The 25,553-nt window shown below is 62.7% G+C and carries 22 protein-coding genes; 15 read left to right on the top strand and 7 right to left on the bottom strand.

The window, feature by feature from the left end; translation table 11 throughout:
- Window positions 1–2: 2 nt before the first annotated feature.
- The 4 genes from LZC95_24880 to LZC95_24865 form a co-directional block, all read right to left on the bottom strand.
- On the bottom strand, window positions 3–377 hold the full coding sequence (locus tag LZC95_24880) for a hypothetical protein (protein WXB00038.1): 375 nt from the start codon (window positions 375–377) through the stop codon (window positions 3–5).
- Between the two features lie 100 nt (window positions 378–477).
- Complete coding sequence (locus LZC95_24875; GenBank protein WXB00037.1) at window positions 478–1,515, bottom strand: right-handed parallel beta-helix repeat-containing protein; 1,038 nt, start codon at window positions 1,513–1,515, stop codon at window positions 478–480.
- Window positions 1,516–1,572: 57 nt separating this feature from the next.
- Window positions 1,573–3,180: a right-handed parallel beta-helix repeat-containing protein gene (locus LZC95_24870; GenBank protein WXB00036.1), complete on the bottom strand. Its 1,608-nt coding sequence runs from the start codon at window positions 3,178–3,180 to the stop codon at window positions 1,573–1,575.
- A 268-nt stretch (window positions 3,181–3,448) separates the two neighbouring features.
- A complete protein-coding gene (locus LZC95_24865; protein WXB00035.1) occupies window positions 3,449–4,543 on the bottom strand; it encodes a M35 family metallo-endopeptidase in 1,095 nt (364 codons plus the stop codon).
- A gap of 479 nt (window positions 4,544–5,022) precedes the next feature.
- Here LZC95_24865 and LZC95_24860 point away from each other — a divergent pair, with 479 nt between their 5' ends.
- The 3 genes from LZC95_24860 (at window position 5,023) to LZC95_24850 (ending at window position 7,819) form a co-directional block, all read left to right on the top strand.
- A complete protein-coding gene (locus LZC95_24860; protein ID WXB00034.1) occupies window positions 5,023–5,967 on the top strand; it encodes a dihydrodipicolinate synthase family protein in 945 nt (314 codons plus the stop codon).
- Between the two features lie 189 nt (window positions 5,968–6,156).
- The gene (locus LZC95_24855) at window positions 6,157–7,059 is read left to right on the top strand and encodes an aldo/keto reductase (protein WXB00033.1); all 903 of its coding nucleotides are present in this window, start codon (window positions 6,157–6,159) and stop codon (window positions 7,057–7,059) included.
- Window positions 7,049–7,819, top strand: coding sequence for a phytanoyl-CoA dioxygenase family protein (locus LZC95_24850; protein ID WXB00032.1), 771 nt, complete (start codon window positions 7,049–7,051; stop codon window positions 7,817–7,819). Before LZC95_24855 ends, LZC95_24850 begins: the two co-directional genes overlap by 11 nt.
- On the opposite strand, the gene LZC95_24845 is transcribed toward LZC95_24850, so the two are convergent.
- On the bottom strand, window positions 7,806–8,666 hold the full coding sequence (locus LZC95_24845) for a hypothetical protein (GenBank protein ID WXB00031.1): 861 nt from the start codon (window positions 8,664–8,666) through the stop codon (window positions 7,806–7,808). The two genes, LZC95_24850 and LZC95_24845, sit on opposite strands and share 14 nt — an antisense overlap.
- A 632-nt stretch (window positions 8,667–9,298) precedes the next feature.
- Between LZC95_24845 and LZC95_24840 the strand changes: the two genes are divergently transcribed.
- From LZC95_24840 to LZC95_24785, 12 genes are all read left to right on the top strand, one after another.
- The gene (locus tag LZC95_24840) at window positions 9,299–9,751 is read left to right on the top strand and encodes a dihydroxy-acid dehydratase (GenBank protein ID WXB00030.1); all 453 of its coding nucleotides are present in this window, start codon (window positions 9,299–9,301) and stop codon (window positions 9,749–9,751) included.
- Window positions 9,748–10,554 carry a hypothetical protein gene (locus LZC95_24835; protein ID WXB00029.1) on the top strand — a complete coding sequence of 269 codons (807 nt, stop codon included), beginning with the start codon at window positions 9,748–9,750 and terminating at the stop codon, window positions 10,552–10,554. Before LZC95_24840 ends, LZC95_24835 begins: the two co-directional genes overlap by 4 nt.
- Complete coding sequence (gene ilvB / locus LZC95_24830) at window positions 10,551–12,290, top strand: biosynthetic-type acetolactate synthase large subunit (protein WXB00028.1); 1,740 nt, start codon at window positions 10,551–10,553, stop codon at window positions 12,288–12,290. The genes LZC95_24835 and ilvB overlap by 4 nt, the downstream gene beginning before the upstream one ends.
- Window positions 12,291–12,358: 68 nt before the next feature.
- Window positions 12,359–12,910: an acetolactate synthase small subunit gene (gene ilvN, locus LZC95_24825; GenBank protein WXB00027.1), complete on the top strand. Its 552-nt coding sequence runs from the start codon at window positions 12,359–12,361 to the stop codon at window positions 12,908–12,910.
- 105 nt (window positions 12,911–13,015) lie between these two features.
- A complete protein-coding gene (gene ilvC / locus LZC95_24820; protein ID WXB00026.1) occupies window positions 13,016–14,029 on the top strand; it encodes a ketol-acid reductoisomerase in 1,014 nt (337 codons plus the stop codon).
- An 18-nt stretch (window positions 14,030–14,047) separates the two neighbouring features.
- Window positions 14,048–15,721 (top strand): 2-isopropylmalate synthase, encoded by a 1,674-nt coding sequence (locus tag LZC95_24815; GenBank protein WXB00025.1) that lies wholly within the window; start codon window positions 14,048–14,050, stop codon window positions 15,719–15,721.
- A gap of 18 nt (window positions 15,722–15,739) precedes the next feature.
- Complete coding sequence (gene leuC, locus LZC95_24810) at window positions 15,740–17,149, top strand: 3-isopropylmalate dehydratase large subunit (GenBank protein WXB00024.1); 1,410 nt, start codon at window positions 15,740–15,742, stop codon at window positions 17,147–17,149.
- The gene (gene leuD / locus LZC95_24805) at window positions 17,146–17,718 is read left to right on the top strand and encodes a 3-isopropylmalate dehydratase small subunit (protein WXB00023.1); all 573 of its coding nucleotides are present in this window, start codon (window positions 17,146–17,148) and stop codon (window positions 17,716–17,718) included. The genes leuC and leuD overlap by 4 nt, the downstream gene beginning before the upstream one ends.
- Before the next feature lie 12 nt (window positions 17,719–17,730).
- Window positions 17,731–18,807, top strand: a complete 1,077-nt coding sequence (gene leuB / locus LZC95_24800) for a 3-isopropylmalate dehydrogenase (protein ID WXB00022.1) — start codon at window positions 17,731–17,733, stop codon at window positions 18,805–18,807.
- A gap of 41 nt (window positions 18,808–18,848) precedes the next feature.
- Entirely contained in the window at window positions 18,849–19,649 is an 801-nt protein-coding gene (locus tag LZC95_24795; GenBank protein WXB00021.1) for a hypothetical protein, read from the top strand.
- Window positions 19,646–20,452, top strand: a complete 807-nt coding sequence (locus LZC95_24790; protein ID WXB00020.1) for a hypothetical protein — start codon at window positions 19,646–19,648, stop codon at window positions 20,450–20,452. The genes LZC95_24795 and LZC95_24790 overlap by 4 nt, the downstream gene beginning before the upstream one ends.
- 19 nt (window positions 20,453–20,471) lie before the next feature.
- Window positions 20,472–21,260, top strand: a complete 789-nt coding sequence (locus tag LZC95_24785; GenBank protein WXB00019.1) for a hypothetical protein — start codon at window positions 20,472–20,474, stop codon at window positions 21,258–21,260.
- Between the two features lie 33 nt (window positions 21,261–21,293).
- On the opposite strand, the gene ilvA is transcribed toward LZC95_24785, so the two are convergent.
- Together ilvA and LZC95_24775 are read right to left on the bottom strand one after the other, a co-directional pair.
- Window positions 21,294–22,835, bottom strand: a complete 1,542-nt coding sequence (gene ilvA / locus LZC95_24780; protein WXB00018.1) for a threonine ammonia-lyase, biosynthetic — start codon at window positions 22,833–22,835, stop codon at window positions 21,294–21,296.
- Window positions 22,836–23,057: 222 nt separating this feature from the next.
- Window positions 23,058–25,538, bottom strand: a complete 2,481-nt coding sequence (locus LZC95_24775; protein WXB00017.1) for a GH92 family glycosyl hydrolase — start codon at window positions 25,536–25,538, stop codon at window positions 23,058–23,060.
- Window positions 25,539–25,553: the final 15 nt, after the last annotated feature.

Raw genomic sequence — 25,553 nt, 5'->3', positions numbered from 1 at the left:
GCTTACTTCTGCGCGTCCGGGTGGCGATGATGCCCGCCACCCGCCGCGCGCACGGCCTGCGCCTCTTCTTTCGTAACGACGCCGTCCTGCACCGCGGTCGCGACGGCCGCGCGAATCTGCGCCGTATGCGCATCGAAGCGATCGCGCATCTCCTTGGCCTTGGTGGCGTCTACTTTGTCATTGGTAATGCGCTCCTCGAGGTGCGCCTTGTGCTTCGCAATGCGCGCCTCGACCTTCTGCTGAAAGACGTCCGCCTTCATGGGGAAGACCTCCGCCGGCCCCTTGTCGTCCGCAAACGCGGGCACGGCCATGGCGCCGGTGAGGAGGAGAGAGAGAACTACGGTTGCAATCGATTTGTGGTTCGTACTGAGTGCCATGCCCAATAGACGCACGGGGTCGGGGGTTCCACGCCCGGGTTTGCACGTCTTTACACGGGTAGCGAGCTCGGGTGTGTGGCGGACTCGACGGGCGCGGGCGTTAGTTGAGGATGATGTTCCCGGTGGCGGTGGCGCAGCGGCCGGGGTGTTCGATGTGCCAAAGGCGGGGCGGGGAGGTGCTGCCTTTGGGGTAGTCGGTGTCGAAGCAGCCCATCGGCACGGGGAGCGCATCACCTCCGCGCGTCCACGAAATTCCCTTCACGGTGATGGGATTCGAGCCTTGCGCCGGGGCCGGTCGCGCATCGAAAATCGCATCGCAGGTGTCGCAGACGGTGAAACTGTTGTTGCCCGGCTCCTCGGGGGTGCCGAGATCGAGGTTCGATTCTCCATTAAGTCTAATGGCCTGCTTATGCTCGAAGAAGTGCGATTCGCGAATCGTCGTTCTTACGGCAGCATCAACGGTGATCGCCGCCGGCTTATTCTCATCGAAATAGCTTTTCGCAATAACGATTGGACCGGTCAGTCCGCCAGCCGAAACTCTTATTCCGGGACACTCGTTGTCATGCACTCGGACGTCCGTGAGTGTCGCCTCATTCTTCAGAAGGATTGCCTGACTTTCGTCCGGACTTTCTCCGCGACAATTGTGATCGATTTCCGATGCCGTCACCACGAGGGGCATGCTGTCGTCCACATGGATGCCCGAACGATTTTCGTGCACACGACTATTGATGATTGTAAGGGGGCCATGAGACGAATTGATTGCGGTTTTCGAGCTGGAGATATCCATTAAATCCAGGGTCGCGTTCGTTGAAAGCTCCACAGCTGTTTGAGTGCCTCGTATTTTCACGGCCTGGATCTCGACAACACCTTTCGTGGAGCTCCTGATACCGTTGCAGAACGCGACCACGCCGAGTGCTCGGATGCGCGCGCTTCCCTGCAGAACGAGTGCACTATTGGTTTCGCAATTTGCGTCATCCGGACCTCGGAGCAGTGTGGCGTCCCAACCCTCTCCCTGGATGGTGACATCATCGGGGACGTTCCAGTCGTATGGGGTTCGCGGAAACGTCTCACCATTGGCGATGTCATAAGTGCCAGCCTTGAGGAGCACGGTATCGCCCGCCGCCGCAAGTTTGGCCACCTGGGTGAGAGAGCGCAATGAACAAGGAAGAAACTGTGACGGCCCGCATGTCTCAGCTCAGTTCACGATCACATTTCCTTTGGACCCGCAGGTGCCTGGATTCTCCATGTGCCACAGGCGAGGCGGATCCGTTCTCCTCGGGTGGTCGACGTCCGAGCATCCTCTGGGAGGTTCCCCGCCCGACCAAATATTTCCCGTCAAGGTAATAGGTCGAAGTTGTTCAACTGCTGCAGGACGCGCGTCAAAGACGCCATCACATGTTGAGCAGATGGTGAAGCTGTTTTCTCCAGGGCTATCGGGTGTTCCGAGATCGATTACGGTTGAATCACTCGTGACATGGATCGCTTTCGAGTCATGGTTGAAAGTCGACCTGCGAACTTTCAGTGTTCCCGGCGCGCTGACGAAAATCGCCGCGGACCGATTGCCCCAGAACTGGCTTCTCGTGATGTCGAGCGGAACCGTCGACCCAAACTCCGAGGTTGTCACACCGAAAGATTCGTTTTCGTGAATCTTGACGTCCGCGATCGTGGTCGGGCCACTGACGACAATCCCACCACGGGAGGGAACGTCATTGCGCGGACCACTGTGATCGATTTCCGACGCTATCAGGACGAGATGTCCCTCGGCAACGCCGTAAATAGCCGTGGAGCTATGGTGCACATGGCTATTGGATATCGTGACCGCACCGGTTCGATTGCTAAGAAGGACCCCCTCGTCGGCTTCAGAGATGTCGACCGAGTCGATCGTGACATTCGGTCCTGCGCTAATGCCTGTCCCTACGCCACGTATCGTGACTTCTCTGATTGCAACGCCACTTTTTGCGGAAATGCCGCTCGTGCAAAATCCGAAAATTCCCAGTGTCTCGATACGAGCAATTCCCGCCGTCGCCAAGCCGACAAAATGGTTATCGGAGATGCTGCAGTCCGTTACGATAGGGCCCTGGAGTAGGGTGCCATTGCGGCTCTCCCCTTTAATGGTGATGTCCGGTGGTACATTCGGAATCAGCTGGTGCTTCGTCGCGATTGCGAACGTCTCACCGTGATCCATGTCGTAAGTGCCATTCTTCAAAAACACCGTGTCGCCTGCCGCGGCAAGCATGATGCCTTTGGCCATGGATCGTACCGGATCCTCGTCGGTTCCGGCCGAATCTAACCCAACATCCAGGTCGTCGCTCCCCGATGGTGCGGCTGTAATCGCTGTGATCACTATCGCGTCAGCAAATGTCGCAGAGGCGTCGGGCGCTGTTACTTTCACCTGCTGCGAGCCGATGGGGGCGCCGTGGCGAATGCCTACCGTGAAGGTAAGTTCCGTAGAAGTCTTCGACGTAATTGTGCCTGGCAAGGCATCCGGGCCATCTCCTACCGTCACGTTCGTCGCCGATTCCAAATGTGCTCCGAAGAGATGGACGGTCGTCGTGCCGTTGCTTGGCGCGCCACCAAAGCCTTGCCGGACCTTTCGCGATGGATTCCCGTCGACCGTCACGTTTGAGATTGTGAGCGAAGCGGGGCGTTTGGTCCGCTCCTCGACGCCACCATCGTCTTGGAGCAACTGACACTGGGAACCTTGGCAAGGTTCCGAAGTGGACTGTGGACATCCTCCCAAACCGAGGGCGAGTAGGGTGAAGAATCCTAGACCGAACAAGGAGGAGATGGTGCTGGCGCGCATGGGAGCTTGACGGCTTCCGAAATAGCACGCCTCGCGTGGGTAGACTTCGTCCGCGACCGGAGCACCCGAGTTCCATGGAAAATCAAAGGGCTACAGTCGCGTCGCGACTCGCAGACTCTGGAGTCTACGCATGCGTTGCCGTTCAGGCTTGGTGCTGTCGATCCGTCGCAATCGAGAGACGGTTTGCGGTGAGTTATTCCGATAAAGCAAAACCCGCCTCGGCTTGGCCGAGGCGGGTTCCATCGCGTCTATCGTTTATTGCGAGCCGTCACGGCTGGGCGGGATTGTTCTCCGCAAAGTACTCATGGCTGTCGGCGTTCATGACTGCCTGACCGGGGTTGCTCTTGGCTAGGTTCTTGGCTCCGCTCTGGCCGTAAACGTAATCGTCCGTGCCGCCCAGTACGGTGAAATGGCTCGACTCATGGATGATCGTGCCGGCCCTGGAGTCGGTTCCCGTGTTCGGGGCGCTCCAGAAGGCGCCGCAGAGATAGATGTAATAACTTTGGTCCGGATAGACGTAAGCATATGTATTCGAGTCCGTGCACGTGCAGTCGAAGGTAAAGGTCTGGCTAGAGTAAGCGTTCTTAATCTTGGAAAAATGGCTCTGGACCGTGCTGTGTCTCGCTGACGTGTACGAGCCAAACCACGTGGTGTAGCGGAGGGTCGCCGAGGTGTGATCATTGACGTAATTCGATGCGTTGGTCGCGTAGGTCTGAGCCGACGAATATGCAGTGTTAATACCGCTTTGGCGGCTCGAACTGCATGACACGAACTTGGTGCCGGCTGCCAGGTCGACGGCCTGCGTGCTCAGCTCTGCACCGCGCAAGGCCGCCCGGGCCGACTGGGGTGAAATATGGCTCTCCGCTTGCAGTGTCACATGGTTGGAGACAATATCGTCGCGGCGGAATTGAACATCGTAGTTGCCCGATGCGGACATATCGTAATATTGCGCCAAATCCACGCTGCCGGTGAGGGCCTCGCCCGGTCCGAGCGTCAGGTAATCGCTTTCGGTCGGTTCGGCACGTTTGTAATGAGCGCCCTGGTACTTCACCGGTTGGCCGTCATGGGTCAAAACAAATAAAGGCTCTTTCAACCCGTCGGCAATCGTCTCCCATTTCAATAGACGCACTGTCTCCGCCGACTCATTCGTCAGGGTGACCTTCACATTGACGCCTTCTTTGCCGCCGACGCTCAATTTATCCGCGGAAAGAGTCGCGCGGACCGGTCCCGTTTGCGCTTCTTCGCCGGCCGGCGCAGCGCCTTCCTCCTCCGATGCCCCGGAACAACCTGCGAGCACCACCACGATGGGAAGCGCGGCCAGTGCGATAACCCTGCCGAGTCGACGCCCGAAATTCGTATTCATCGAGACCTCCATGTGAGGCATGCGTGAGTAGCCAATGTGGCCCGTAGGCCGCCTTCGACTCCCGCAAGGGCGTTCGCAGTGAACACAGGCGCGCGGTTCATCTCGCGGCCGACTGCAAACCCACTCGTCCGAGGAACGACCCTACGGCATTATCACAATTCCCAATTCGTCGATGACGAAATCATCGAATTGAGCGTAATAGGCAGTCCATACACGGATATTGCCACAGTACTCGGGGAGACGTCGTTCATCGTGCCACATGTACCCGCAAGTATTGCGCGGCGCGTCATGAAGCCAAAGCGATAGAATTTCTCATAATTGAGTCGGGCAAGCGTCACACACGTAACACTGTGGAGAAGCTCCGATCCGACGAAAGCCGCGCATCCCTTCCGAGCATCCCGAGCGCTCCTTCCTCCCGGGAGTCGAGCCCAAAATCGAGCCGAAAGGCGCGAGTTCGCTGGAATGGCGTGATTCCTGCTATGACCACGCCCTTCAACGCCGACCTGACCGTCGACCATGGCGCCCTGGCGGAACAGTGCCGGTGGCTCGCCGATCAGGGGGTGGCCGGTGTCGTCCCCTTGGGCTCGCTAGGGGAGGGCGCTACCCTGACGCACTCCGAGAAGCGGCAAATCCTGGAAACGTGCGTTCGCGCTGTGAGCGACCGCGTGGCCGTGCTTCCGGGCATCTTTGCCGTCAGCACCCCCGAAGCGGTGGCTCTCGCCAAGCATGCCCGCGCCGTGGGTTGCCGCGGTTTGATGATCTTGCCGCCCTTCGTCTACGGCGTCGACGCGCGGGAGATTCAGACGCATATCGCCGCCGTCCTCTCGGCGACGGACCTTCGCTGCGTCTATTACAACAATCCCACCGCCTACCGCACCGACCTGCTGCCCGAGCAGATCACGGTGCTCGCCCATGCCTTTCCCAACTTGGAGGCCGTTCGGGAATCCCACTCCGACGTCACGCGCATCCCGACCCTGCGCGACCTGCTGGGTCACCGCCTCGAGGTGCTCGCGGGGCATGACGAAACGGTGGTCGATTCGATCCGCGCCGGAGCGGTCGGATGGATCTCCGGGTTGATCAACGTGTTCCCGACGGAGTGCGTGGCCCTGCACCGTTACGCCATCGCGGGGCGTGAAGCGTCGCGCGAATTTGAAACGTTGCACGAGTGGTTCCGTCCTCTTATGCAGCTCGCCCAAGGGACGAAGGTCATCCAGCTCACCAAGTTGATGCTCGAAAGAGTTGGCCGCGGAAACGCGCGCGTGCGGCCGCCGCGGCTGCAGCTCGAGGCCGAGTCCTTGCGCGACGCGCTCGCCGTGATCGATCACGCGATCGCCACGCGTCCGCACGTAGAAGAAGGTGCGCGCTTCCAGACACTCACCATCGGCCACCACTACAAAGGCGAGGCCGTCGGTATCCGCATGTGACGTTTTCGAAGCGCGATGATCACATCCCGCCTGTCAGCGCTCGATAGCGTCTGACCGTGAGGGAGGGGCAAGGGCCTTTGGCACTTGCCCCTTTCTTCTTTCGATGTAGCATCCGGCGCCATGCTCCCCTCCGTATGGGCGTCTCCTCGTGTGCTGGCTGAGAAGCCTGCAGCTTGTGCCATTGGCACGATGAACTTTGGCAAGCGAACGTCGGCCGACGAAGCGGAGCGCATCGTTCTGCGCGCCATCGAGCGTGGCTGCACCTTCTTCGACACGGCAAACATGTACGAGGGCGGCGAGTCGGAGCGCATTTTGGGACGCGCCCTCGGCCACCGCAGGCACGCGTGCCTCATCGCCTCGAAGGTCGGTCTCGATCGACGGGACGGCAGGCCGGAAGGGCTCAAGCGCGAAAGCGTCGTGCAAGCCTGCGACGAAAGCCTCGATCGACTGGGGACCGACTGCATCGACGTCTACTATCTCCACGCCCCCGATTGGAAAACCCCCATCGAGTCCACCCTGGAGGGCATCCAGGAGTTGCTCGAGGCGAACAAGATTCGGCACTTCGGCATATCCAACTTCGCCTCCTGGCAAATCATGGAGGTCAAGCGCGCGTGCGACCATTTGGGTATCGCACATCCTGTGATGGCGCAGCAGATCTACAACATGCTCATTCGCCAGCTGGATATCGAATATTTCAAGTACACGCGCAAATACCCGATTCACACCACCGTATACAATGCGTTGGCAGGCGGTTTGCTCGCGCGCGATCACCAGAAGGAGCAGGTGACCGCCGGCTCGCGATTCGACAAGAATGCGATTTACCAGCGCCGCTATTGGACGGAGGCCATGTTCTCCTACGTGGCGGAACTGCGGAAAATTGCGGACTCTCAAGGGCAGTCGCTCGCCGCGTTCGCGTATTCGTGGCTCGCGCACCGGCCGGGGGTCGATTCCATTTTGCTTGGCCCCGCGACGGTGGAGCAACTCGACTTCGCGCTCGACGCTGTCGAACGTACGCCCTCGCCCGAGGCCTTGGAGCAGGTGGAAGCGCTCCACCTGGCCTTCACGGGTACCGACGTTACGTATGCTCGCTGACGTAGACACCGCGATCGCGCACTTTCACGAGCACGGTTACGCGCGGCTGGGAAAAATCGCGGACGATGCGACGCTGGATGGGTTGCGGCAGCGCGCGAATGCGTTGATGCTCGGGGAAATCCAGATCCCCGGGCTCTTCTTCCAGCTCGATTCCGATACGGGCAACTACGACGATCTGACCTACGGGCTCGGCTACCAAGGGCCAAGCCTCGATTACCGCAAGCTGGAGAAGCTCGAGCGCGATCCTCTTTACCTCGCATGGATCGAGAATCCGGTCTTCGAGCGCATCGCACGCGCGGTCGTGGGGGACGCCGTGGTGATCTACCGCGCGATCGTGATGAACAAGAGCGCCACGGGCGGCACACCGTTGCCATGGCACCAAGACGGCGGGCGCTTTTGGGGCCTCGATCGCGAGCCCACGCTGCAAATATGGACCGCACTCGATGACGCGCCGCTCGAGTCGGGCTGCGTCGAGGTTTTACCCGGAAGCCACCGCCGCGGCCTGGTGACGCCGCTCGGAGGCGTCGTGGGCGCGAACTTCGTCGAAGAGCAGCACGCCAACGAATCGGCGGTTCCTCTGCCGGCGTCCGCGGGCGACGTGATTCTTCTGCACAATCAGATCTGGCATCGCTCGGGGCGCAACAGCACGGGTCGGCCCCGGCGAGCGTTTAGCGTTTGCTACATGGATGCAGCAACGCGTTGTCTTCGAAAGAAGCGCGCCCCCCGCACCTTCCCGCGCGTGTTCGTCAAGGAACGTTGATACCGGCCCCGAGGCCGAAACCGAGCATGTTGCCCAGGTTGGAGCCTTCGGGGATCTTGTTGACGCGGTCGAAATACGCCTGCGCCTTCAAGTCGATGAAGCTCAATACCGTGTAGCCCACGCCACCGCCGATGCGAAGGGTACCCTCGTTCTCGCTCTGATCGTTTCCGACGGGGAAGTGATTGAAGCGGAAGCCGACCAACGGACCGAAGAAGAGCTGGTCCGACTGGAACCAGAGGTGCGCGGGAATGTCGAAGGAGTAGATGGTCTTGTCGTCGAAGACGAACGGAACGTAGATGCCCGTATCGAGACGGGCGAGGTTGGGAATGCGGACGCGCACCGGAATGCCGGGCGCCCAACCGAATTTCGTGTCGTCCGCTGCGGGCAGGCTGAAACGGGTTTCGAGGCCGACGGCGACGATGTTCACGTCGACCAAGGTGCCGCGGAGGAAAATCTCCGGGTTGGCGAAGGTGTCGTGTCCCGTGGCGCGTCCGTTGAACGTCTGCTTGTCGAAGAGGCGGCCAAAGCGATCCGCCGCCGGCTCGGATTTGCCTCCGTCGCCGAAGCGCAGGGCGGTGCGTACGCCCACCTCGCCCAAGATCGGGACACCGACGGCGGCCTCCATGCTCGCGCCCGAGCCCCAACTGTGCTTGGTCTCGCGTGCGGCGGCGGATTCCGCGATATCTACGTGCTGCCCGAAGCCGAGGCCTACGTCCGCCGAGGCGTGAAGTGATGGAAGCGTTAAGGGACGATCGAGCCAGGGTTCGACGGCGTGAGCGCTCTTCGTGAACATCGTGAGCGAAAAGACCGAGCCAAACAGAGCCCCCAGGATGTGTCGTCGTTTCATGGCGGCGACTTAAGCAGGTTCATCTCGACCACGGCAAGATTTTACCGGGGCGGTGAAGAGCCTCAGCCGGGGTTGCCTATAAGAGGAGAGAGGCGGTTTTTTGCGGGAGTTACGACCGGTTGGCCCGTGTAGGTGCGTCGTTGGCGCGTGTGGGTCAGCCAATTGCGGTTTAGTCGATGTCCCTTTCACCAATTCTTTTTTCGCTTTTGTTTCACGCTTCGTTTGACGCGAAGCGCTAATCGAGGTAACAATCAGACTGTGACGTTTGCAATCGTCCCCGCAGCCGGTCTGGAGACGCGCTCTTTCGAGAGCAGCGCGCCCGCGGCGGAGTCGACTGCCGTAGCAAACGTAGCCGTCGGCGGGCGCGTACCCTCGTTGTTCGCGTTGGTAGCCTGCGTCCTCGTATCGGAACTCCTCATTTCGGGCCTCATTCTTCTTGGGCTCCTTCTTGGTGCCCTTCGGCTCATTACCATCGGGTGCGGGCCGCCGATATAAGGAGAAAAAATCCTGATTCGGCCCCCGCACCCAGAGAAGGTCGCGGGGGTTTTTTTTTGGTTTGGTCGTCGTCGGAGATTCGGAGCATGCGCAGCGATACATTGAAAAAAGGGAGTGCCAGGGCACCCGCGCGCGCCATGCGAGGGTCTAGGTATACCGATGAAGACCAAGAAAAACCGCAGGCTGGCACCGCCTACACGTGGACCGAAGCCAAGCCTTGCAATGCTCACCAGCGCCGCTTTGCGGAGAAGGTGAATCAGGGGGTGTACGCTGCAGGCGGCACCCCCGTCGCCTTTAAAGCGCCCGGCTTCATGTCCCAGCGCAGCGGCGTGCGCCGTCTGACCAAGTGGATGCTCGATGCGAGCACTGGGCGCACCCAGCGGGAAGAGCCGGATCTCTATCGCGAAGTGCCGAAGAACGCGGCCATGCGAAGGATCGACGTCCAAGGAATACGAACGCGCTCGCCTCGTTGTTCGCGTGGCGTCGTCGCGCAGTCCGCAGCACGGGTTTCGTCTGTGTCGGAAGGGGCCGTGACCCCTCCGTCGCAAGACCAAGGGATGCAAAAGGGAAAAGGAGCAGGGGAGTCATGACCGATCCAGATGGCAAGAAGAGCGGAGCGAATCAGCAGCAAAAACAAAACCCAGGAGCCACGCGCATTGCCGTTCTCGGCTACGGAACGGAAGCGCGCGATCGAGCTGTTCGTCTCCGCCACGCGGGCTGCGACGTCTCGGTGAGCATGCGACCCGGCGGATTGAGCTGGGTACGTGCGAACGCCGACAAGTTCGCCCCCGCACCTGCCGATGAAGCGGTGGCTTCGGCGGAAGTGGTCGTCTTGCTCGTCCCCGACGAGGAACAACCCGCGGTCTATTGGCGCAACGTTGCGCCGCACATCACACCGGGCGCGCTGCTCGTCGTCGAGCGCGGACACGCCCTGTACCTCGGCATGCTGGAGCCGAAGGCCGACGTCGATGTCGTGTTGGTCACCGCCGGTGCATCCGGCACCAGCGAGCGCCCGGGCTGTCGCGTCGCCGTCTACCGCGATGCCACCGGCCGCGCACTGGAGCGGGCCATCGCCTATGCGCGCGCCGCCTTCCCCGAGGCGAAGGTGAGCTTGGGCACGACCACCGTCTCCGACGAAGTGGAGGCCGATCTGGCTGCCCGCGAAGCACGCGCCGGCGGTCACGAGGCGTTCGTCGCGGAATTGGATCAAATCCTCGTTCGCGGTGGGGCGCACGAACCCGACGAAGCGAAGCTCTCGTACTACGAGCGCCTGCGCGCCTGCGTCGCGACGCGACAGCCCACGGCGGACTCACGTCGCGCCATCACCTCCGCCCCGACCTCGGCGACGGACGTTGCAGTGCGATATTGGACACAAATGCGAGGAGTGGCATGAGCGCAGACGGTCGTGTGGGCGCCGATGCCCGGCGCACGGGTGCACAAATCATTTGGGAAGCATTGATCCGCGAAGAGGTCAAAGTCGTATTCGGCTACCCCGGCGGCGCCATCATGCCGGCGTACGACTCGATCCTTCAGTATCCCATCCATCACGTGTTGGTGCGCCACGAGCAGGGCGCAGCTCACATGGCCGACGGATACGCGCGTGCATCGGGAGAAGTGGGCGTTGCGATTGCGACGTCGGGACCGGGTGCCACGAACCTGGTGACCGGAATCGCCACCGCCATGCTCGATTCCGTGCCCATGGTGTGCATCACCGGGCAGGTGAATTCGAAACTCATTGGGAGCGACGCCTTCCAGGAGACGGATATCACCGGTGTGACGCTTCCAATTACGAAACATAATTACGTCGTCAGTGACGTAAACAAGATTGCTTCGACCATTCGCGAAGCTTTCTACATCGCGCGATCGGGCCGTCCGGGCCCCGTGTTGGTCGATATCACCAAGGACGCACAACAGGCCACTACGGTCCCCGTTTGGAGCGACGAGCCGGTGCGGCTACCGGGCTATCGCCCCGATCACCGAACCAGCGTGGAAGATCTCGAGCGCGCCGCCGAGATGATTGCCTCGGCAAAGCGGCCGATCATCTTTGCGGGACACGGCATCGTGCGCGCCGAGGCGACCCGCCTGCTGCTCGAGTTCGTGGAGAAAACGGGTATTCCCGTTGCGACCACCTTGTTGGGCCTTGGCGGCTTTCCTGCCACCCATCCGGCCAGTTTGGGCATGATGGGCATGCACGGCGAAGCGTGGGTCAATCAAGCTATCCAGGAAGCCGACCTGCTCTTGGCGCTGGGAATGCGATTCGACGATCGCGTAACCGGTAATCTGAAAAACTATGCAGTCCACGCCAAGAAGATTCACTTCGAGCTGGATCCGGCGGAGATAAACAAAAACGTCCGCGTCGATCTGCGCCTCGTCGGCGATGTGAAAGACACCTTGCGCGCGCTGCTTCCCAAGCTCTCGTCGCGCAACTGCAAGCCGTGGATGGAACGCATCAACTCGATGAAAGGCGATTCGGCGGTGCGCGACATTCAAAAAATGCCGCACGACGGTCGCTTGTTCGCCGCGCACGTGATGCACGATCTTTGGCGCATCACCGAGGGCAAAGCCATCGTGGTGACCGATGTCGGCCAGCACCAAATGTGGGAAGCGCAATATTACAAGCACGACCACCCGCGGAAACTCATCACCTCCGGAGGTCTGGGGACGATGGGCTTTGCACTTCCCGCCGCCATCGGCGCGCGGTTCGCAAAGAAGGAAGAAGAAATTTGGGTCATCGCCGGAGACGGCGGATTCCAGATGACCGCCTGCGAACTGTCGACAGCCGCGCAGGAAGGAATCAAGATCAACATTGCGATCATCAACAATGGATATTTGGGGATGGTGCGGCAATGGCAGGAATTTTTCTATGATGGTCGATATTCCGCGACGCCTCTGCGCAGCCCCGATTTCGTGAAGCTTGCCGAAGCTCACGGCCATACGGGATTGCGGGTGACCAAGCGGGAAGAGGTCGAGGAAACGGTGGCGCGGGCGCGGTCGACCCCCGGAACCGTTCTCATCGATTTTCGGGTGGAGCAAGAAGACAGCGTCTACCCGATGGTCGCAGCAGGCGCGGATTTGCACGACATGATCCGCCGGCCGAGCCCGATCGTAGAGACGGCGGATGATGAATGAGCATCGCGAGCATCACGAGCAGCAAAAGATTGAGTGGGGAGAGTCTTTGGGAGAGGACGGGAAGAGTCATGGCTAAACCAAGTTTGCGAACCTTCATTGCATATGTGGAAGACCTGCCGGGCGTGTTGAACCGCGTGACGTCGCTGTTTCGACGCCGTGGCTACAACATCGAGTCGCTGACGGTAGGACGTACGCAAAAGGAACACGTTTCGCGCATGACCATCGTCATGGAGGCCGACGACGACGCTGCCCGCCGCATCGAGGCGAATCTTTACAAGCTCGTCAACGTTCTCCGCGTCGAGGACACCACGCACACGGCGACGGTGAGCCGCGAGCTCGCCATGATCAAAGTGCACGCCGGCAAAGAGACGCGGCCGCACATCATGCAGGTTTGCGAAGTGTTTCGCGCCCGTGTCATCGACGTGGGTGTGTCCGCTTTGATCTGTGAGATCACCGGGACGGGCGACAAGATCGACGGTCTCGTGGAAGTGCTTCGCCCCTTTGGGATTCTCGAAATGGTAAGAACGGGTGCAGTCGCCATGATGCGCGGCGCCGACGCACTCGAGGATTCGGACGTGGATCCGTCGGGCGTACACGAACTCCCGCGTGATGCCGCCTAATGGAGTGTCGGCTCGAGGGGCTAGCCAATCGCAAAAAATAACGCCGAAATTAGAACAGGTCGGCGAGACGAACGGCTAGAAAAGATTTCGAAAGTGGAGAGACAAATGGCTAAGATCTATTACGATAAAGATGCAGACCTCGGGATCATCCGCAAGAAGAAGGTCGCCATCGTCGGCTACGGGTCGCAGGGTCACGCGCACGCGCTGAACCTGAAAGACAGCGGCGTCGACGTGCGGGTGGGTCTGCACTCCTCGAGCAAGAGCATCGCCAAGGCGAAGGCTGCCGGTCTCGAGGTTTCGCCCGTCGCAGAGGCCTCCGCGTGGGCCGACGTCATCATGGTTCTCATCCCCGATACGTCGCAGGCGAAGATTTACAACGAGGCGATTGCCAGCAATCTCTCCGCGGGCAAGACACTGATGTTCGCCCACGGCTTCAACATTCGATTCAAGACGATCGAGCCGCGCGCCGACGTCGACGTGAGCATGGTGGCCCCCAAAGGCCCCGGCCACCGAGTGCGCGAGACGTTCGAAGCGAACGGCGGCGTGCCGGCCCTGATTGCCGTGCACCAGAATGCGAGCGGCAAGGCCAAGGAGCTGGCCCTGTCGTACGCGGCGGGACTCGGAGCCACCCGCGCGGGCGTTCTCGAGACGACGTTTGCGGAGGAGACGGAGACCGACCTGTTCGGTGAGCAGGCGGTGTTGTGTGGTGGTGCGAGCGAACTGGTGAAGGCCGGCTTCCAGACCTTGGTCGACGCGGGCTACCAGCCGGAGATTGCCTACTTCGAGTGCTTGCACGAGCTGAAGTTGATCGTCGACCTGATGTACCGAGGCGGCCTCAATTACATGCGCTACTCCGTGAGCGACACCGCCGAATATGGCGATTACGTGTCAGGGCCGCGTGTCATCAATCCCGAGACGCGCGCCACGATGAAGAAGATTCTCGCCGAGATTCAAGATGGCACCTTCGCCAAGAATTGGATCGAGGAGAACGCGACCGGTCGCAAGTCTTTCGAGGGCACGCGACAGAAGGAACGCGATCAGAAGCTCGAAGTGGTGGGGGCTGAATTGCGCAGCATGATGCCGTTTTTGGATCCGGTAACGATTAAACCTGGCGACTGACGGAGGAGGGAACTAGCGATGGGCAACTACGTACGCATTTTCGATACGACGCTGCGTGATGGGGAACAGTCGCCTGGGGCGACGATGACATCGAGCGAGAAGCTCGAGATCGCCAAAGCGCTTTCACGCCTCGGCGTGGATGTGATCGAGGCGGGCTTTCCCGCAGCGTCGCCCGACGATCTTGCGGCCGTACGCGCAATCGCCGAGCACGTGGGTAGAGAATCGATCGAGGGCCGGCCTTCCTCCGAGCCGCCCTCGATCGTCGGACTGGCGCGCGCCACCAAAGGCGACATCGACGCCGCGTGGGAAGGCATCAAGCGGGCGAAGCACCCGTGCCTGCACACCTTCCTTTCGACGTCCGATTTGCACATGAAGCACAAATTGCGGATGTCGCGCGAACAGGTCCTCGCGAAGATCGCGGAGCAGGTGGCCTACGCGAAGTCGCTCTGCAAGGAAATCGAGTTCAGCCCCGAGGATGCGGGCCGCACGGATCCGGAGTTCCTCTATCAGGTTCTCGACACGGCCATCCGCGCCGGTGCGACGGTGCTCAACATTCCCGACACCGTGGGATACACCACGCCGGACGAGTTCGGCGGCATCATCTCGGGCATTTTCGCCAACGTGCCGAACATCGACAGTGTGATTGTGTCGGTGCATTGCCACAACGACCTGGGCCTGGCCACGGCGAACACCTTGGCGGGCATCCGCGCCGGTGCGCGGCAGGCGGAAGTGACCATCAATGGTATCGGCGAGCGCGCGGGCAATACCTCGCTCGAAGAAGTGGTGATGACCCTCGCCACGCGCGCGCCCAAGTTCAATTTGACGACGGGCATCGATACGACGCAGCTCGCCCGCGTCAGCCGCATGGTGAGCACGGCGACGGGCATCGTCGTCCAGCCGAACAAGGCCGTCGTCGGCGCCAACGCCTTCGCGCACGAGTCGGGCATTCACCAGGATGGAATGCTGAAGCACGAGGCGACGTACGAGATCATGCGCCCCGAATCGGTGGGCGTCACCCAGACGAACCTCGTTTTGGGTAAGCACTCGGGCCGCGCGGCGCTGTCGGCGCGGTTGAATTCGATGGGGTACTCGTTCGATGGCCCGGCGCTCGACCGCGTGTTCGCCCGCTTCAAGGCGCTCGCCGATCGTCGCAAGCAAGTGCACGATGCCGACCTCGAGGCGCTCATCCACGACGAGGTGGAGCCGGATGTGGAGTCCTTCCAGCTCGAGGGGCTTCTCGTGGGTTGCGGCACGATGGGCATGCCCACCGCGACGGTGCGTCTGCGTTGCCCGGACGGGAAAGTGCGCGTGCACGCGGCCGTCGGCACGGGGCCGGTGGACGCGGCGTACAAGGCGGTCGACGCCATCGTCTCGACCAACGCCGATCTTCTCGAGTTCACCATCCGCTCCGTGACGGAGGGCATCGATGCGCTCGGTGAGGTCGCGGTGCGCATTCGAGAGCGCGACGTGCACGAGGGCGTGCGGGCTCAGCACGAGGGGCCGGAGAAGCGCGTTTTCCACGGCACCGGTGCCGATACGGACATCATCGTGGCCAGCGTGAAGGCGTACCTGCGCGCGCAGAACAAGCTCGTCCAGGCGACGGGCGGAGAATGGGATGCACCCTCCTCGCGTGACGTGGTGGTACATTCCGAGGCCGTCCAGGCGGCGGTCGCGTCCTCGCGCGCCTCCTGACCCTAGGTAAGAGACAAGATGCCGCAAACGCTCTTCGAGAAAATTTGGAATGCGCACGTGGTGGCCGAAGAAGAAGGCCGCCCGGCGCTCGTGTACATCGACCTGCATCTGATCCACGAGGTGACCTCGCCCCAAGCCTTTGCCGGTTTGCGCGCGCGGGGTATCCGCGTGCGCCGGCCCGATCGCACGGTGGCGACGATGGACCACTCGACGCCCACGCTTGCGATCGTGGACGCGCAGGCGCAGGCGCAATTGAAGACGCTGGAAGACAATTGCGCCGAGTTCGGCATCGCGCTTCACGGGCTCGATTCGGACAAGCAGGGCATCGTGCACGTCATCGGCCCGGAGCTGGGGCACACGCAGCCGGGCCGCACCATCGTTTGCGGCGATAGCCACACCTCGACGCACGGCGCTTTCGGCGCACTCGCCTTCGGCATCGGCACCAGCGAAGTCGAGCACGTGCTGGCCACGCAGTGCCTCCTGCAGCGAAAGCCGAAGACGCTCGAAGTGCGCGTCTCGGGGAAGCTGCGCGAGGGGACGTCGGCCAAGGACATCATTTTGGCGATGTGCGCGAAGATTGGCGTGGGCGGTGCGACCGGCCACGTCATCGAGTACAGCGGCGAGGCGATTCGCGCGTTGGACATGGAGGGGCGGATGACCGTCTGCAACATGTCCATCGAGGCGGGAGCCCGCGCCGGTATGGTCGCCCCCGACGAGGTGACGTTCGCCTACCTAAAGGGACGCGACCACGCGCCCAAAGGTGAGGCGTGGGAAGCGGCACTCACGCGTTGGCGCACGCTCCATACGGACGAGGGCGCGAAGTTCGATCGGTACGTGGACATCGATGCGTCGTCGCTCGAGCCGATGATCACGTACGGGACGAACCCCGGCATGGGTATGCCCATCACGGGCAAGGTTCCATCGCCGGACGACGCGCCCGATGCCACGGCGCGCGCTGCGCTGGAGAAGGCGCTTCGCTACATGGATATCGCGCCGGGGGCGCCGCTCCTGGGCAAGAAGATCAACACGGTGTTCGTCGGCTCGTGCACCAACTCGCGCCTCGGCGATCTACGCGCGGCCGCATCGGTGCTTCGCGGGCGGCACGTGGCCAAAGGCGTGCGCGCGCTCATCGTCCCCGGGTCGAAGGCCATCAAGCGCGAGGCCGAGGCCGAGGGACTCGATCGCGTCTTCCGTGAGGCGGGCGCCGAATGGCGCGAGGCCGGCTGCTCGATGTGCATCGCCATGAACGGCGACCAACTCGAACGCGGCGAATACGCCGTGAGCACGAGCAATCGCAACTTCGAAGGCCGTCAGGGACCGGGCTCGCGCACCTTCCTCGCGTCGCCGCTCACTGCGGCCGCGGCCGCGGTCACGGGGTGCATCACCGATGTGCGTACGCTGCTGTCGAACGAGCGAGGTGCATCGTGAGAGCCTTCCAGACCGTAACCTCCACGGTCGTCCCGCTCTTGGCGGACGACGTCGACACCGACCAGATCATCCCCGCGCGCTTCCTCAAGGTGACGGACAAGAAGGGACTCGGGGCGAGTCTGTTTGCCGATTGGCGCACGCGTCCCGACTTCGTCTTGAACCGCCCCGAGGTGCAGGGCTCCGAGATTTTGCTGGCGGGCAACAACTTCGGCTGCGGCTCGTCGCGCGAGCACGCGCCGTGGGCGCTCACCGATTGGGGCATCCGCGCGGTCATCGCGCGCTCCTTCGCGGACATCTTCCGCCAGAACTCGCTGAAGAACGGCCTCGTGCCGGTGGCGCTGAGCGACGATGCGCATGCTCGAGTCGTCGCGGCCAGCGCGGCGGATCCCAAGCTTCGCATCACGGTCGACCTGCCGAACCTCCGCGTCTCCCTTCCGGATGGCGCGTCGTTCCCATTCGTCATCGAGCCGTTCTCGAAGCATTGCCTCGAAAACGGATTGGACGAACTGGGATATATCCTCTCGCTTTCGGATCGCATTGCGGCCTATGAAGCAGAGAAGTCCTTTTGAAGGAGTGATGGCGTGACCAAGAAAATCGTTCTTTTGCCCGGCGACGGCGTCGGGCCGGAAGTGGTTCGCGAATCGCGCGCCGTGCTCGAGCAGGTGGGGCGCACGTTCGGGCACACGTTCGAGTTCTCGGAGCACGCCATCGGCGGGGCCGCCATCGATTCGCACGACGACCCGCTGCCCAAGTCCACCTTGGATGCGTGCCAAGCGGCGGACGCGGTGCTGCTCGGGGCCGTGGGCGGTCCCAAGTGGGACGATCCGAAGCGCAAGGTGCGCCCGGAGCAGGGGCTTCTCGCCTTGCGCCGCGGGCTCGGGCTCTATGCGAACCTGCGTCCGGTGCGCGTGCACCCGAAGCTCGCCTCGGCGTCGCCCCTCAAGGCCGACAAGGTGGAGGGCGTCGATATCCTCTTCGTGCGCGAGCTCACGGGCGGCTTGTACTTCGGCCAGCCGCGTCTGCGCGAGCAGCGCGATGGCAAGGTGCGCGCGGTCGACACGCTCGAGTACACGGACGAGGAAGTCCGCCGCGTCGTTCGCCTGGCATTCCGCCTTGCGGGGCCGCGGCGCAAGCGCGTGACGTCGGTCGACAAGGCCAACGTGCTCGAGTCGTCGCGCTTGTGGCGTGAAACGGCAACGGAAGTGCACAAGGAATTCGCCGACATCGCCCTGGAGCATCAATTGGTCGACTCCTGCGCGATGCGCCTCATTACGGCGGCGCGCTCGTTCGACGTCATCGTCACCGAGAACATGTTCGGCGACATCCTCACCGACGAAGCCGCGGTGCTCGCCGGCTCACTCGGCCTTTTGCCCAGCGCCTCGCTCGGTGACGGGACCAACGGTGTCTACGAGCCAATCCACGGCTCCGCACCGGACATCGCCGGCAAAGACATCGCGAACCCCACCGGCACCATTCTGAGCGCCGCCATGTTGCTGCGTCACTCGCTTGGGCTCACGGCGGAAGCCGAGGCCGTCGAACGCGCGGTGGACGACGTGATCAACTCGGGTGCCCGCACCGCCGACATGGCAGGTGCAGGTGGGGAAGCTCTCTCCACCAGCGCCTTCGGCCAACGCGTGATCGCTGCAATTCGTAAATAAGACGTTCCAAATCTATCCTGGCTCCCTTTGGAGGGGCTCGCATGGAGTGCGCCAGGATATCGAAGTGGATAGGGCCAGGTCTGGTGCTCGCGGCACTGGTGACCTGGCCTTCGTTCGTACGGGCGGAGCGGATCACCAGCGGCGGGCTGTCGATCGATATCGATCCGGGCGGCAGCGGCGTGTGCGTCGTCCTGCCGGCCGTGCGCTACGATGCCGAGAATTGTGCGGGCATCAACGTCGCCGGAGAGCGGAAGAAATTCGCGACGTGGCAAGGATCGCAACCCGTCGCTCTCATGCACGTGTCGGACGGCGACAGCCGTCACCACGTGCTCGTGCTGCATTACCATGATCGGAAGCCCGAGTTCGACAAGGACTCGGCACGTGAGCTTGCGCGTGTCATGCGCGAGAATGCTCGTACGGTCGAATGGAAGGTCGCCGCTCTCACGCCCGACTCCCAGCTCGATCCAACGGAGGCTCGCATTCAAGGCGTGCAGATCACGAGTTTCGAGGTGACGCCGGCGCTCGCCGCCGACGATCCGCGCCGCGGCTGGAGCTACACCTTGGTTTTCGCTGCAGCCACGGACCAGGGCGTCTATGCGTTTTTCTTCGCCGGCGCGCCCGAAAACGCGGCCGCCGTATCCGCATTGGCGAGTCGGTCGCTGGCCACCTTGCGAGCAAAGCCTGCACCCCCGCCGCCCCAAAAGGCCCCGAGCCTCGCATACCAATTGGGGCGCGCCGTCGGAGTACTCGCGGTATTCGGCTTGTTCGCGTTCGTTCTCGTGCGTGTCCTATTGAATAAGTCGAAGGCGAAATCCCATTACGAGCCGGAGGCGCGGCCATGAGGGCCATCCTCGCGTGCAGCATCTTCTCGAGCCTTTTTCTCGGGACATGGTCCGCGTGGGCCGTGCAATTCGTAGATCGCGACTTCCGTGTCGATATCGTATCCAACGACGAAGACCACGAGTGTGTGACCATTCCCGAGACGTTCTCGGACCCAATCGAATGCGAGGGGCTGGATGTCGCCGACTACAATCAACGGCTTCGAGCCCTCAATCCGGGCACTCCGCCGATTATCGGGTCGGTGATTGTACGAGGAGAGGATCACCAGGAATACGTGGTCGTTCGGCGCGTCGACAATATCCCGTGGGAGTACGACGAGCTCACGACGAAGGCCTTCGTCAAGGAGGGGATCGAAGGATTGCGGCGGAAGTACGGGGCGAACGCGCTGCCCGCGGGGGAGCCGACGCCGATGAAGTTGCGGAGCAACGGCGTGCAACTCACGGGCTATGAGATCGCGTTGGCACTTCCTCCGGATGACGCGCGTCGGGTGGGAAGTTCGATGGCTCACTGGATAGCCGTGACGGGCCATGGTCGATACGCCCTGACGTTCGCGTCGTCGCCCGAAGGGCTCCCCCATGCGCGAGCCCTGGCGGAGCGCTCACTTACGACGCTGCACGCTACGCCCGGCTCTCGACCGTACAACATGGTGGGCGGTATCGTGTTTGCGGCGGTGTTGCTCGTCGGTGTCCTCGTGGGCCTCGTCGTGGGGCTCTATTTCCTGGTTCGCGCGTTGACGCGGCGCACGCAGGCGCCCAAAACGTATTACGGATACAACGCACCACCTCCGCCACCACCGGCGGCCTAATCGCGGTATCCTAGGCTCGATGGCGTGGGTCAAGTTCGTCGGGTGCGTCGCTTCTCTCGTGTTTGGGCTGGCGTGGTCGTCCCACGCAGGGGCGGTGCAAGTCGCCGACAAAGACTTCGGCTTCGAGCTCGCGCCGGATGACGCCACAGTCTGCGTCTCCTTTCCCAAGGAGCAGCAAGATCCCAAAGCCTGCGCAGGGGTCGACGTCGAATCGGTGAATGCGCGGTTGAGCACCATCCAGGGTGGCTCGGGCGAGTTGAAGCCCGTCTCTGCGATGGTCGTGCGCGCCGGCAAGAGCTTCTACGTCGTGCTGGTGATGCACAATGGCAAGACGCACGAGGAGTTCAGCAAGGAAGCGGCACGCGCCCTGGCACGTTCCGGGCGCGCCGCGCGGCGGGTCACCTACGGCGAAGCGGCGTTCCCCGCGGAAGACGACGTCGACCCGACCGAGATGCGCATCAACGGCGTGCAAGTCATCCGCTACGAGCTGGCGCCCCGCCTCAACGCCGACGATCCGCGTCGGATCATGAGCTACCAGCTTCAATATTTCGCGGCGACCGGCAGGGGAAACTACTCCATTGGCTTCTTCGCATCGCCCGAGGACGTGAACACGGTGAACGTGCTCGCGCAGCGCGCGATGGCCACGTTGCGTGCGCCGCCCGGGGCGGCTTCGTCGCACGTGGCCGAGTCCGATGCGGCCCTTTACGCGGCGGAAGCTTTCGGGGCCGTCGTGGCGTTCAGCATCGGCCTCTTCCTCGTCGTGCGATCACGGAACCGGCGATTGAAGCCGGCTCCGCCCGTTGCCTAACGCTACCGCATCTCGCCGCGCCGACCTCGAGGCTCAACTCCCGTTGGACGGCCCCAAAAAGAGTCGATAAACGGGATTGTCCGTCTCGTGCCAGCGCCGGTAGCCGACGTCGTCGAGCAATGCATTCAGCTGCGCTTCCGTGTCCGGAGGCACCTGAAAACCCACCAGGGCGCGACCATAATCGGCGCCGTGGTTGCGGTAGTGGAACAAGCTGATGTTCCAATCGCTGCGCAGCCGCTCGAGGAAGTTGAGCAGCGCACCCGGGCGCTCCGGGAATTCGAAGCGGTAAAGCTTCTCGTGGTTCGCGGGGGCGTGGCCGCCGACCAGGTGCCGCAGGTGAAGCTTGGCCAGCTCGTTGCCGCTCAAGTCGAGCGCCGGCAGACCGGCGTCTTCCAGCGTGGCCAACAGAAGATCGACCTCGCTGGCGCTGCGTACCTCCAGGCCCACGAAGACGTGCGCGCGCTTCGCGTCGGCATAGCGGTAGTTGAACTCCGTCACCGAGCGGCGGCCGATGAGCGCGCAGAACTCACGAAAGCTGCCCGGCCGCTCGGGGATGGTCACCGCCAGCAGCGCCTCTCGCTTTTCGCCCAAGGCGGCGCGTTCGGCGACGTGGCGCAGTCGGTCGAAATTCATGTTCGCGCCGGAGGTCACGGCCACCAAGCTGCGACCGTAGTCTCCCTCGCGATCCGCCCACGCTTTCAACCCGGCCACGGCCAGCGCGCCCGCGGGCTCCAGAATGGAGCGCGTGTCCTCGAAGACGTCCTGGATGGCTGCGCAAATCGCATCGCCGTCCACGCGGAGTACCTCATCGACGTAGTTTCGGCAGAGATCGAACGTCTTTTCGCCGACCTGCCGCACGGCCACGCCGTCGGCAAACAATCCCACCTCGTTCAGGACCACGCGCTTGCCGGCTTGCAGCGAACGCCACATCGCATCGGCGTCCACGGGCTCGACGCCGATGACCTTGACGTCGGGCTTGAGCCATTTGATGTACGCCGCAATGCCCGCAATGAGCCCGCCTCCGCCGACCGGCACGAACACCGCGTGCAGATCCCGCGGACGCTGCCGCAGAAGCTCCATCCCGATGGTGCCCTGGCCGGCGATGACGTCCATGTCGTCGTACGCGTGCACGAAGGTCAGGCCCTGCTCGCGCGAAAGCTCGTGCGCGCGCTCGTACGCCTCGCCGTACGAGTCGCCGAAAAGCTCCACCTTCGCCCCGCGATCGGCCACCGCCCGCACCTTGATCTCCGGCGTGGTCGCGGGCATCACGATGCTCGCGCGGCACGACAAGCGCTGCGCGGCCAGCGCCACGCCCTGCGCATGATTTCCCGCCGACGCCGCCACCACGCCGCGGTCGAGCTCCTCTCGCGAGAGGCGCGCCATCTTGGCGTAGGCACCGCGCAGCTTGAAGGAGAAGACCGGCTGCAGGTCCTCGCGCTTGAGGAGCACCTGGTGGCCGAGGCGGCGTGAAAGATTCGGCGCGGGATCGAGCGGGCTCTCAATCGCGACGTCGTAGACGGGCGCGGTGAGGATCGATTCCATCAATTCACGAGGTGGACTTGTCATTCGAGTCATTCACGGCCTCCGGGAACGCCTCGAACCTCCTTCTGCCGCGGGAACGAAAAAGCCCCGCGACCTCTAAGGAGGTGCGGGGCTCGTATCAGGACTCCTGGGAGTCTAAGCCCGCACCTTGCCTCCGATAATAATAATCAGGCCGGTGGGGCGGGCGATTCGCATATCGCAGTTACAATGACCGGCTTGGCGCGACGTGTCAAGCAGTGCAATGAGAAAACGTGACTACGGCGAAGGGCCGGTGACCTCGCTCATGCGCGGCGGCCGAGCCTCGGGCGCCGTGGCCCAAATGGTCGAATTGGGATTGTCGGTGAGCCATACGCGAATCGTCTGGGCGCGCAGCAGATCCTCGTGGGATATCCAGCTTCGAATCCAGCCGCGCTCGGGATCTCCCACGCGAACACTCGCAACGTATTGGAGCTTCGAGGCATCCGCCCCCCGCGCCTCGATGCGCACGGTCTGGCCGTTTTCCGGGCGGATCTCCACGACCTCGAACATGGGGGCGCTCAGCACGTAGGCGCCCGAGCCGGGCGCGGCCTCGAAGAGGCCCACCATGCCGAATAGCAGCCACGACGAGATGGTGCCCAAGTCGTCATTGCCCGGCATGCCATCCTCACGGTCGACGAAGAGCGTGCGCGCTGCGCGGAGCACGGCCGACGTCTTCCACGGCGAGCCCGTCCACGCGTACATCCAGGGCGCGTGCAGATCCGACTCGTTGTTCGGATTGAAGGCAAACGCGTTGTAATACGTGTACGCGCCGCGCACCCACTTCTCCTTGGCCGCCTTGGCCGGATCGGCGAGCACGGTGGGCATATCGAAGAAGGTATCCAAGCGCTTCTCCGCCTCTGCCTCGCCGCCCATCTTGGCAAAGAGGGCAGGCGCATCCTGCTGCACGAGCCATTGGTACTGCCACGCCGTGCCCTCGTGGAAGCCGTGCCCCTTCATGGGATCGTACGGGTCGGGCTCCGCGTTGGTGTCGTCGGCGTTGCGTGCGCGCGGAAAGCCCGTATAGCCCTTCGACTGCGCGTTCGCGTCCCACTGCTTTTCGAAGTTGCGGCACCGCGCATCGAGTTGTTTGGCTTTCTCCTTCTCGCCCAGGCCGCGGGCCATCACCGCGAGCGCGCAATCCGCGAATGCGTACTCCAACGTCGCCGAACCCGCCTGCCGGCGATCGCCGTAGGTGTAGCCCGAGGTGGTGCTGTAATCGACGTGTCCACGCGCCTTGTACGTGGGATTCCCATCGCGCCCGCGGAATATCGAAGTATCCGCCGGCACCTCGTTGACGTTGCGCCAGAGCGCATCGAATAGCTTTTTCGCCGTATCTCGATCGAGGAGGCCGCGGCGGTAAATCGTCACGATCCACGGCGTGATGGGATCGCCGCTCATCACGTTGGTCTCGCCGTTGCCCAGCGCCCAACGCGGCACCCACCCGGCATCGTTGTAAATGCGCAGCACCGAACGGGCCATGTCTGCGGCGCGCTCGGGGTGGAGCAATGCCACCAATTGATTCTGGGAGCGGTACGTATCCCAGAGTGAGAGCATTTGATAATAGGGCCGGTCGCTCGTGTGGATGCCGTTTTTGAAATCGCGGTATTGCCCATCCACGTCGGAGCCGATGGAGGGGTGAAGCAGGGAGCGGTAAAGCGCGCTGTAATAGGTGCGCTGGTCGGCAGGCGAGCCACCCGCCACCGGCATGCGCAGCAACTCGCTCTGCCAGGTGCCATGGGCGCGAGCGCGCACGGATTCGAACGACTGCCCTTGGCTCTCCTTGTTCCGATTGGTGCGCGCCCCTTCCACGGAGACGTAGGAGAGCCCCACCACGGCGTTCACGGTCCTTCCCGCCGCCGGGTCGAAGGAGAGCCACGCGCCCATGCGCCCGTTGGTACGCTTCGCCGTGCGGCTGTTGGGTGTGAACGTGCTTCCCACCCAGGTGCCGAACAGCCTCGCCGCGCGATCGAACTTCGCGCTGAAGAAGATGCGGTAACGCTCTTTGCCGGTTTCGCCGCAAAAGTTGCCGCCGGTGAGCGAACCCTCGATGGTGTCGTTGCCCACGACGGAGACATCGGCATCGTAGACATTGCCGTTGCTTTCGCCGACCTCCACCAGCACGTTCATCCCCGTGGCCGAATCGGGGTAGACGTATCGGTGCCATCCCGTGCGCTCGGTGGCCGTGAGCGACACCTTCACGCCTTGTCCCGTATCACCGAGCGCGACGTCGTAGGAACCCGGGGAAGCGCTTTCGTTCGAATGGGAGAACGTCGTCGCGTACTGCGTCGGATCGGATGAGAGCAGACCCGTGGTGGGCATGAAACGGAAATTGCCCATGGTCTGACAGCCGACGCCCGAGAGGTGCGTATGACTGAAACCCCATATCTTCGTATCCTTGTATTGATACGAGGCATATCGGTTTACGCCCGTGTCGGGACTCAATTGCACCATGCCGAATGGCATCGCTGCCCCGGGGAAGGTGGTGCCACTTTCGTTGTTGCCAATCGAGGTGTCGACCAACGCCGTGGGATCGGTTGCGAAAGAAGGCCACTGCTCGGACCGGGGCCCCTCGGTGCGGGCATCCCGGTCGCGGCGGGCATTTCCATCGGGCGACGCATCGGCATCGGGAGGGATGTCCGATACGAGCTCGGTCTCGCTGCACATGAGCGTCGAACCACCGAGAACCGCGGCCAAGGCCACGATGGCGAGCTTTTTCATGCCGCGACTGTCACG

It is taken from the genome of Sorangiineae bacterium MSr12523 (genome assembly GCA_037157775.1).
Classification (GTDB): domain Bacteria; phylum Myxococcota_A; class Polyangia; order Polyangiales; family Polyangiaceae; genus Pendulispora; species Pendulispora brunnea.
This window is presented reverse-complemented; position numbering and strand designations above follow the sequence as displayed.

Bases quoted from the DNA above. Each gene is read 5' to 3' on its own strand.
- LZC95_24865 (WXB00035.1), bottom strand. From the start codon at position 4,543: ATGAATACGAATTTCGGGCGTCGACTCGGCAGGGTTATCGCACTGGCC.
- LZC95_24860 (WXB00034.1), top strand. From the start codon at position 5,023: ATGACCACGCCCTTCAACGCCGACCTGACCGTCGACCATGGCGCCCTG.
- ilvA (WXB00018.1), bottom strand. From the start codon at position 22,835: ATGACTCGAATGACAAGTCCACCTCGTGAATTGATGGAATCGATCCTC.
- LZC95_24785 (WXB00019.1), top strand. From the start codon at position 20,472: ATGGCGTGGGTCAAGTTCGTCGGGTGCGTCGCTTCTCTCGTGTTTGGG.
- ilvN (WXB00027.1), top strand. From the start codon at position 12,359: ATGGCTAAACCAAGTTTGCGAACCTTCATTGCATATGTGGAAGACCTG.
- LZC95_24845 (WXB00031.1), bottom strand. From the start codon at position 8,666: ATGAAACGACGACACATCCTGGGGGCTCTGTTTGGCTCGGTCTTTTCG.
- LZC95_24795 (WXB00021.1), top strand. From the start codon at position 18,849: ATGGAGTGCGCCAGGATATCGAAGTGGATAGGGCCAGGTCTGGTGCTC.
- LZC95_24815 (WXB00025.1), top strand. From the start codon at position 14,048: ATGGGCAACTACGTACGCATTTTCGATACGACGCTGCGTGATGGGGAA.
- leuC (WXB00024.1), top strand. From the start codon at position 15,740: ATGCCGCAAACGCTCTTCGAGAAAATTTGGAATGCGCACGTGGTGGCC.
- LZC95_24870 (WXB00036.1), bottom strand. From the start codon at position 3,180: ATGCGCGCCAGCACCATCTCCTCCTTGTTCGGTCTAGGATTCTTCACC.
- ilvB (WXB00028.1), top strand. From the start codon at position 10,551: ATGAGCGCAGACGGTCGTGTGGGCGCCGATGCCCGGCGCACGGGTGCA.
- LZC95_24840 (WXB00030.1), top strand. From the start codon at position 9,299: ATGCGAGGGTCTAGGTATACCGATGAAGACCAAGAAAAACCGCAGGCT.
- LZC95_24855 (WXB00033.1), top strand. From the start codon at position 6,157: ATGAACTTTGGCAAGCGAACGTCGGCCGACGAAGCGGAGCGCATCGTT.
- LZC95_24775 (WXB00017.1), bottom strand. From the start codon at position 25,538: ATGAAAAAGCTCGCCATCGTGGCCTTGGCCGCGGTTCTCGGTGGTTCG.
- LZC95_24835 (WXB00029.1), top strand. From the start codon at position 9,748: ATGACCGATCCAGATGGCAAGAAGAGCGGAGCGAATCAGCAGCAAAAA.
- ilvC (WXB00026.1), top strand. From the start codon at position 13,016: ATGGCTAAGATCTATTACGATAAAGATGCAGACCTCGGGATCATCCGC.
- LZC95_24790 (WXB00020.1), top strand. From the start codon at position 19,646: ATGAGGGCCATCCTCGCGTGCAGCATCTTCTCGAGCCTTTTTCTCGGG.
- LZC95_24850 (WXB00032.1), top strand. From the start codon at position 7,049: ATGCTCGCTGACGTAGACACCGCGATCGCGCACTTTCACGAGCACGGT.
- LZC95_24880 (WXB00038.1), bottom strand. From the start codon at position 377: ATGGCACTCAGTACGAACCACAAATCGATTGCAACCGTAGTTCTCTCT.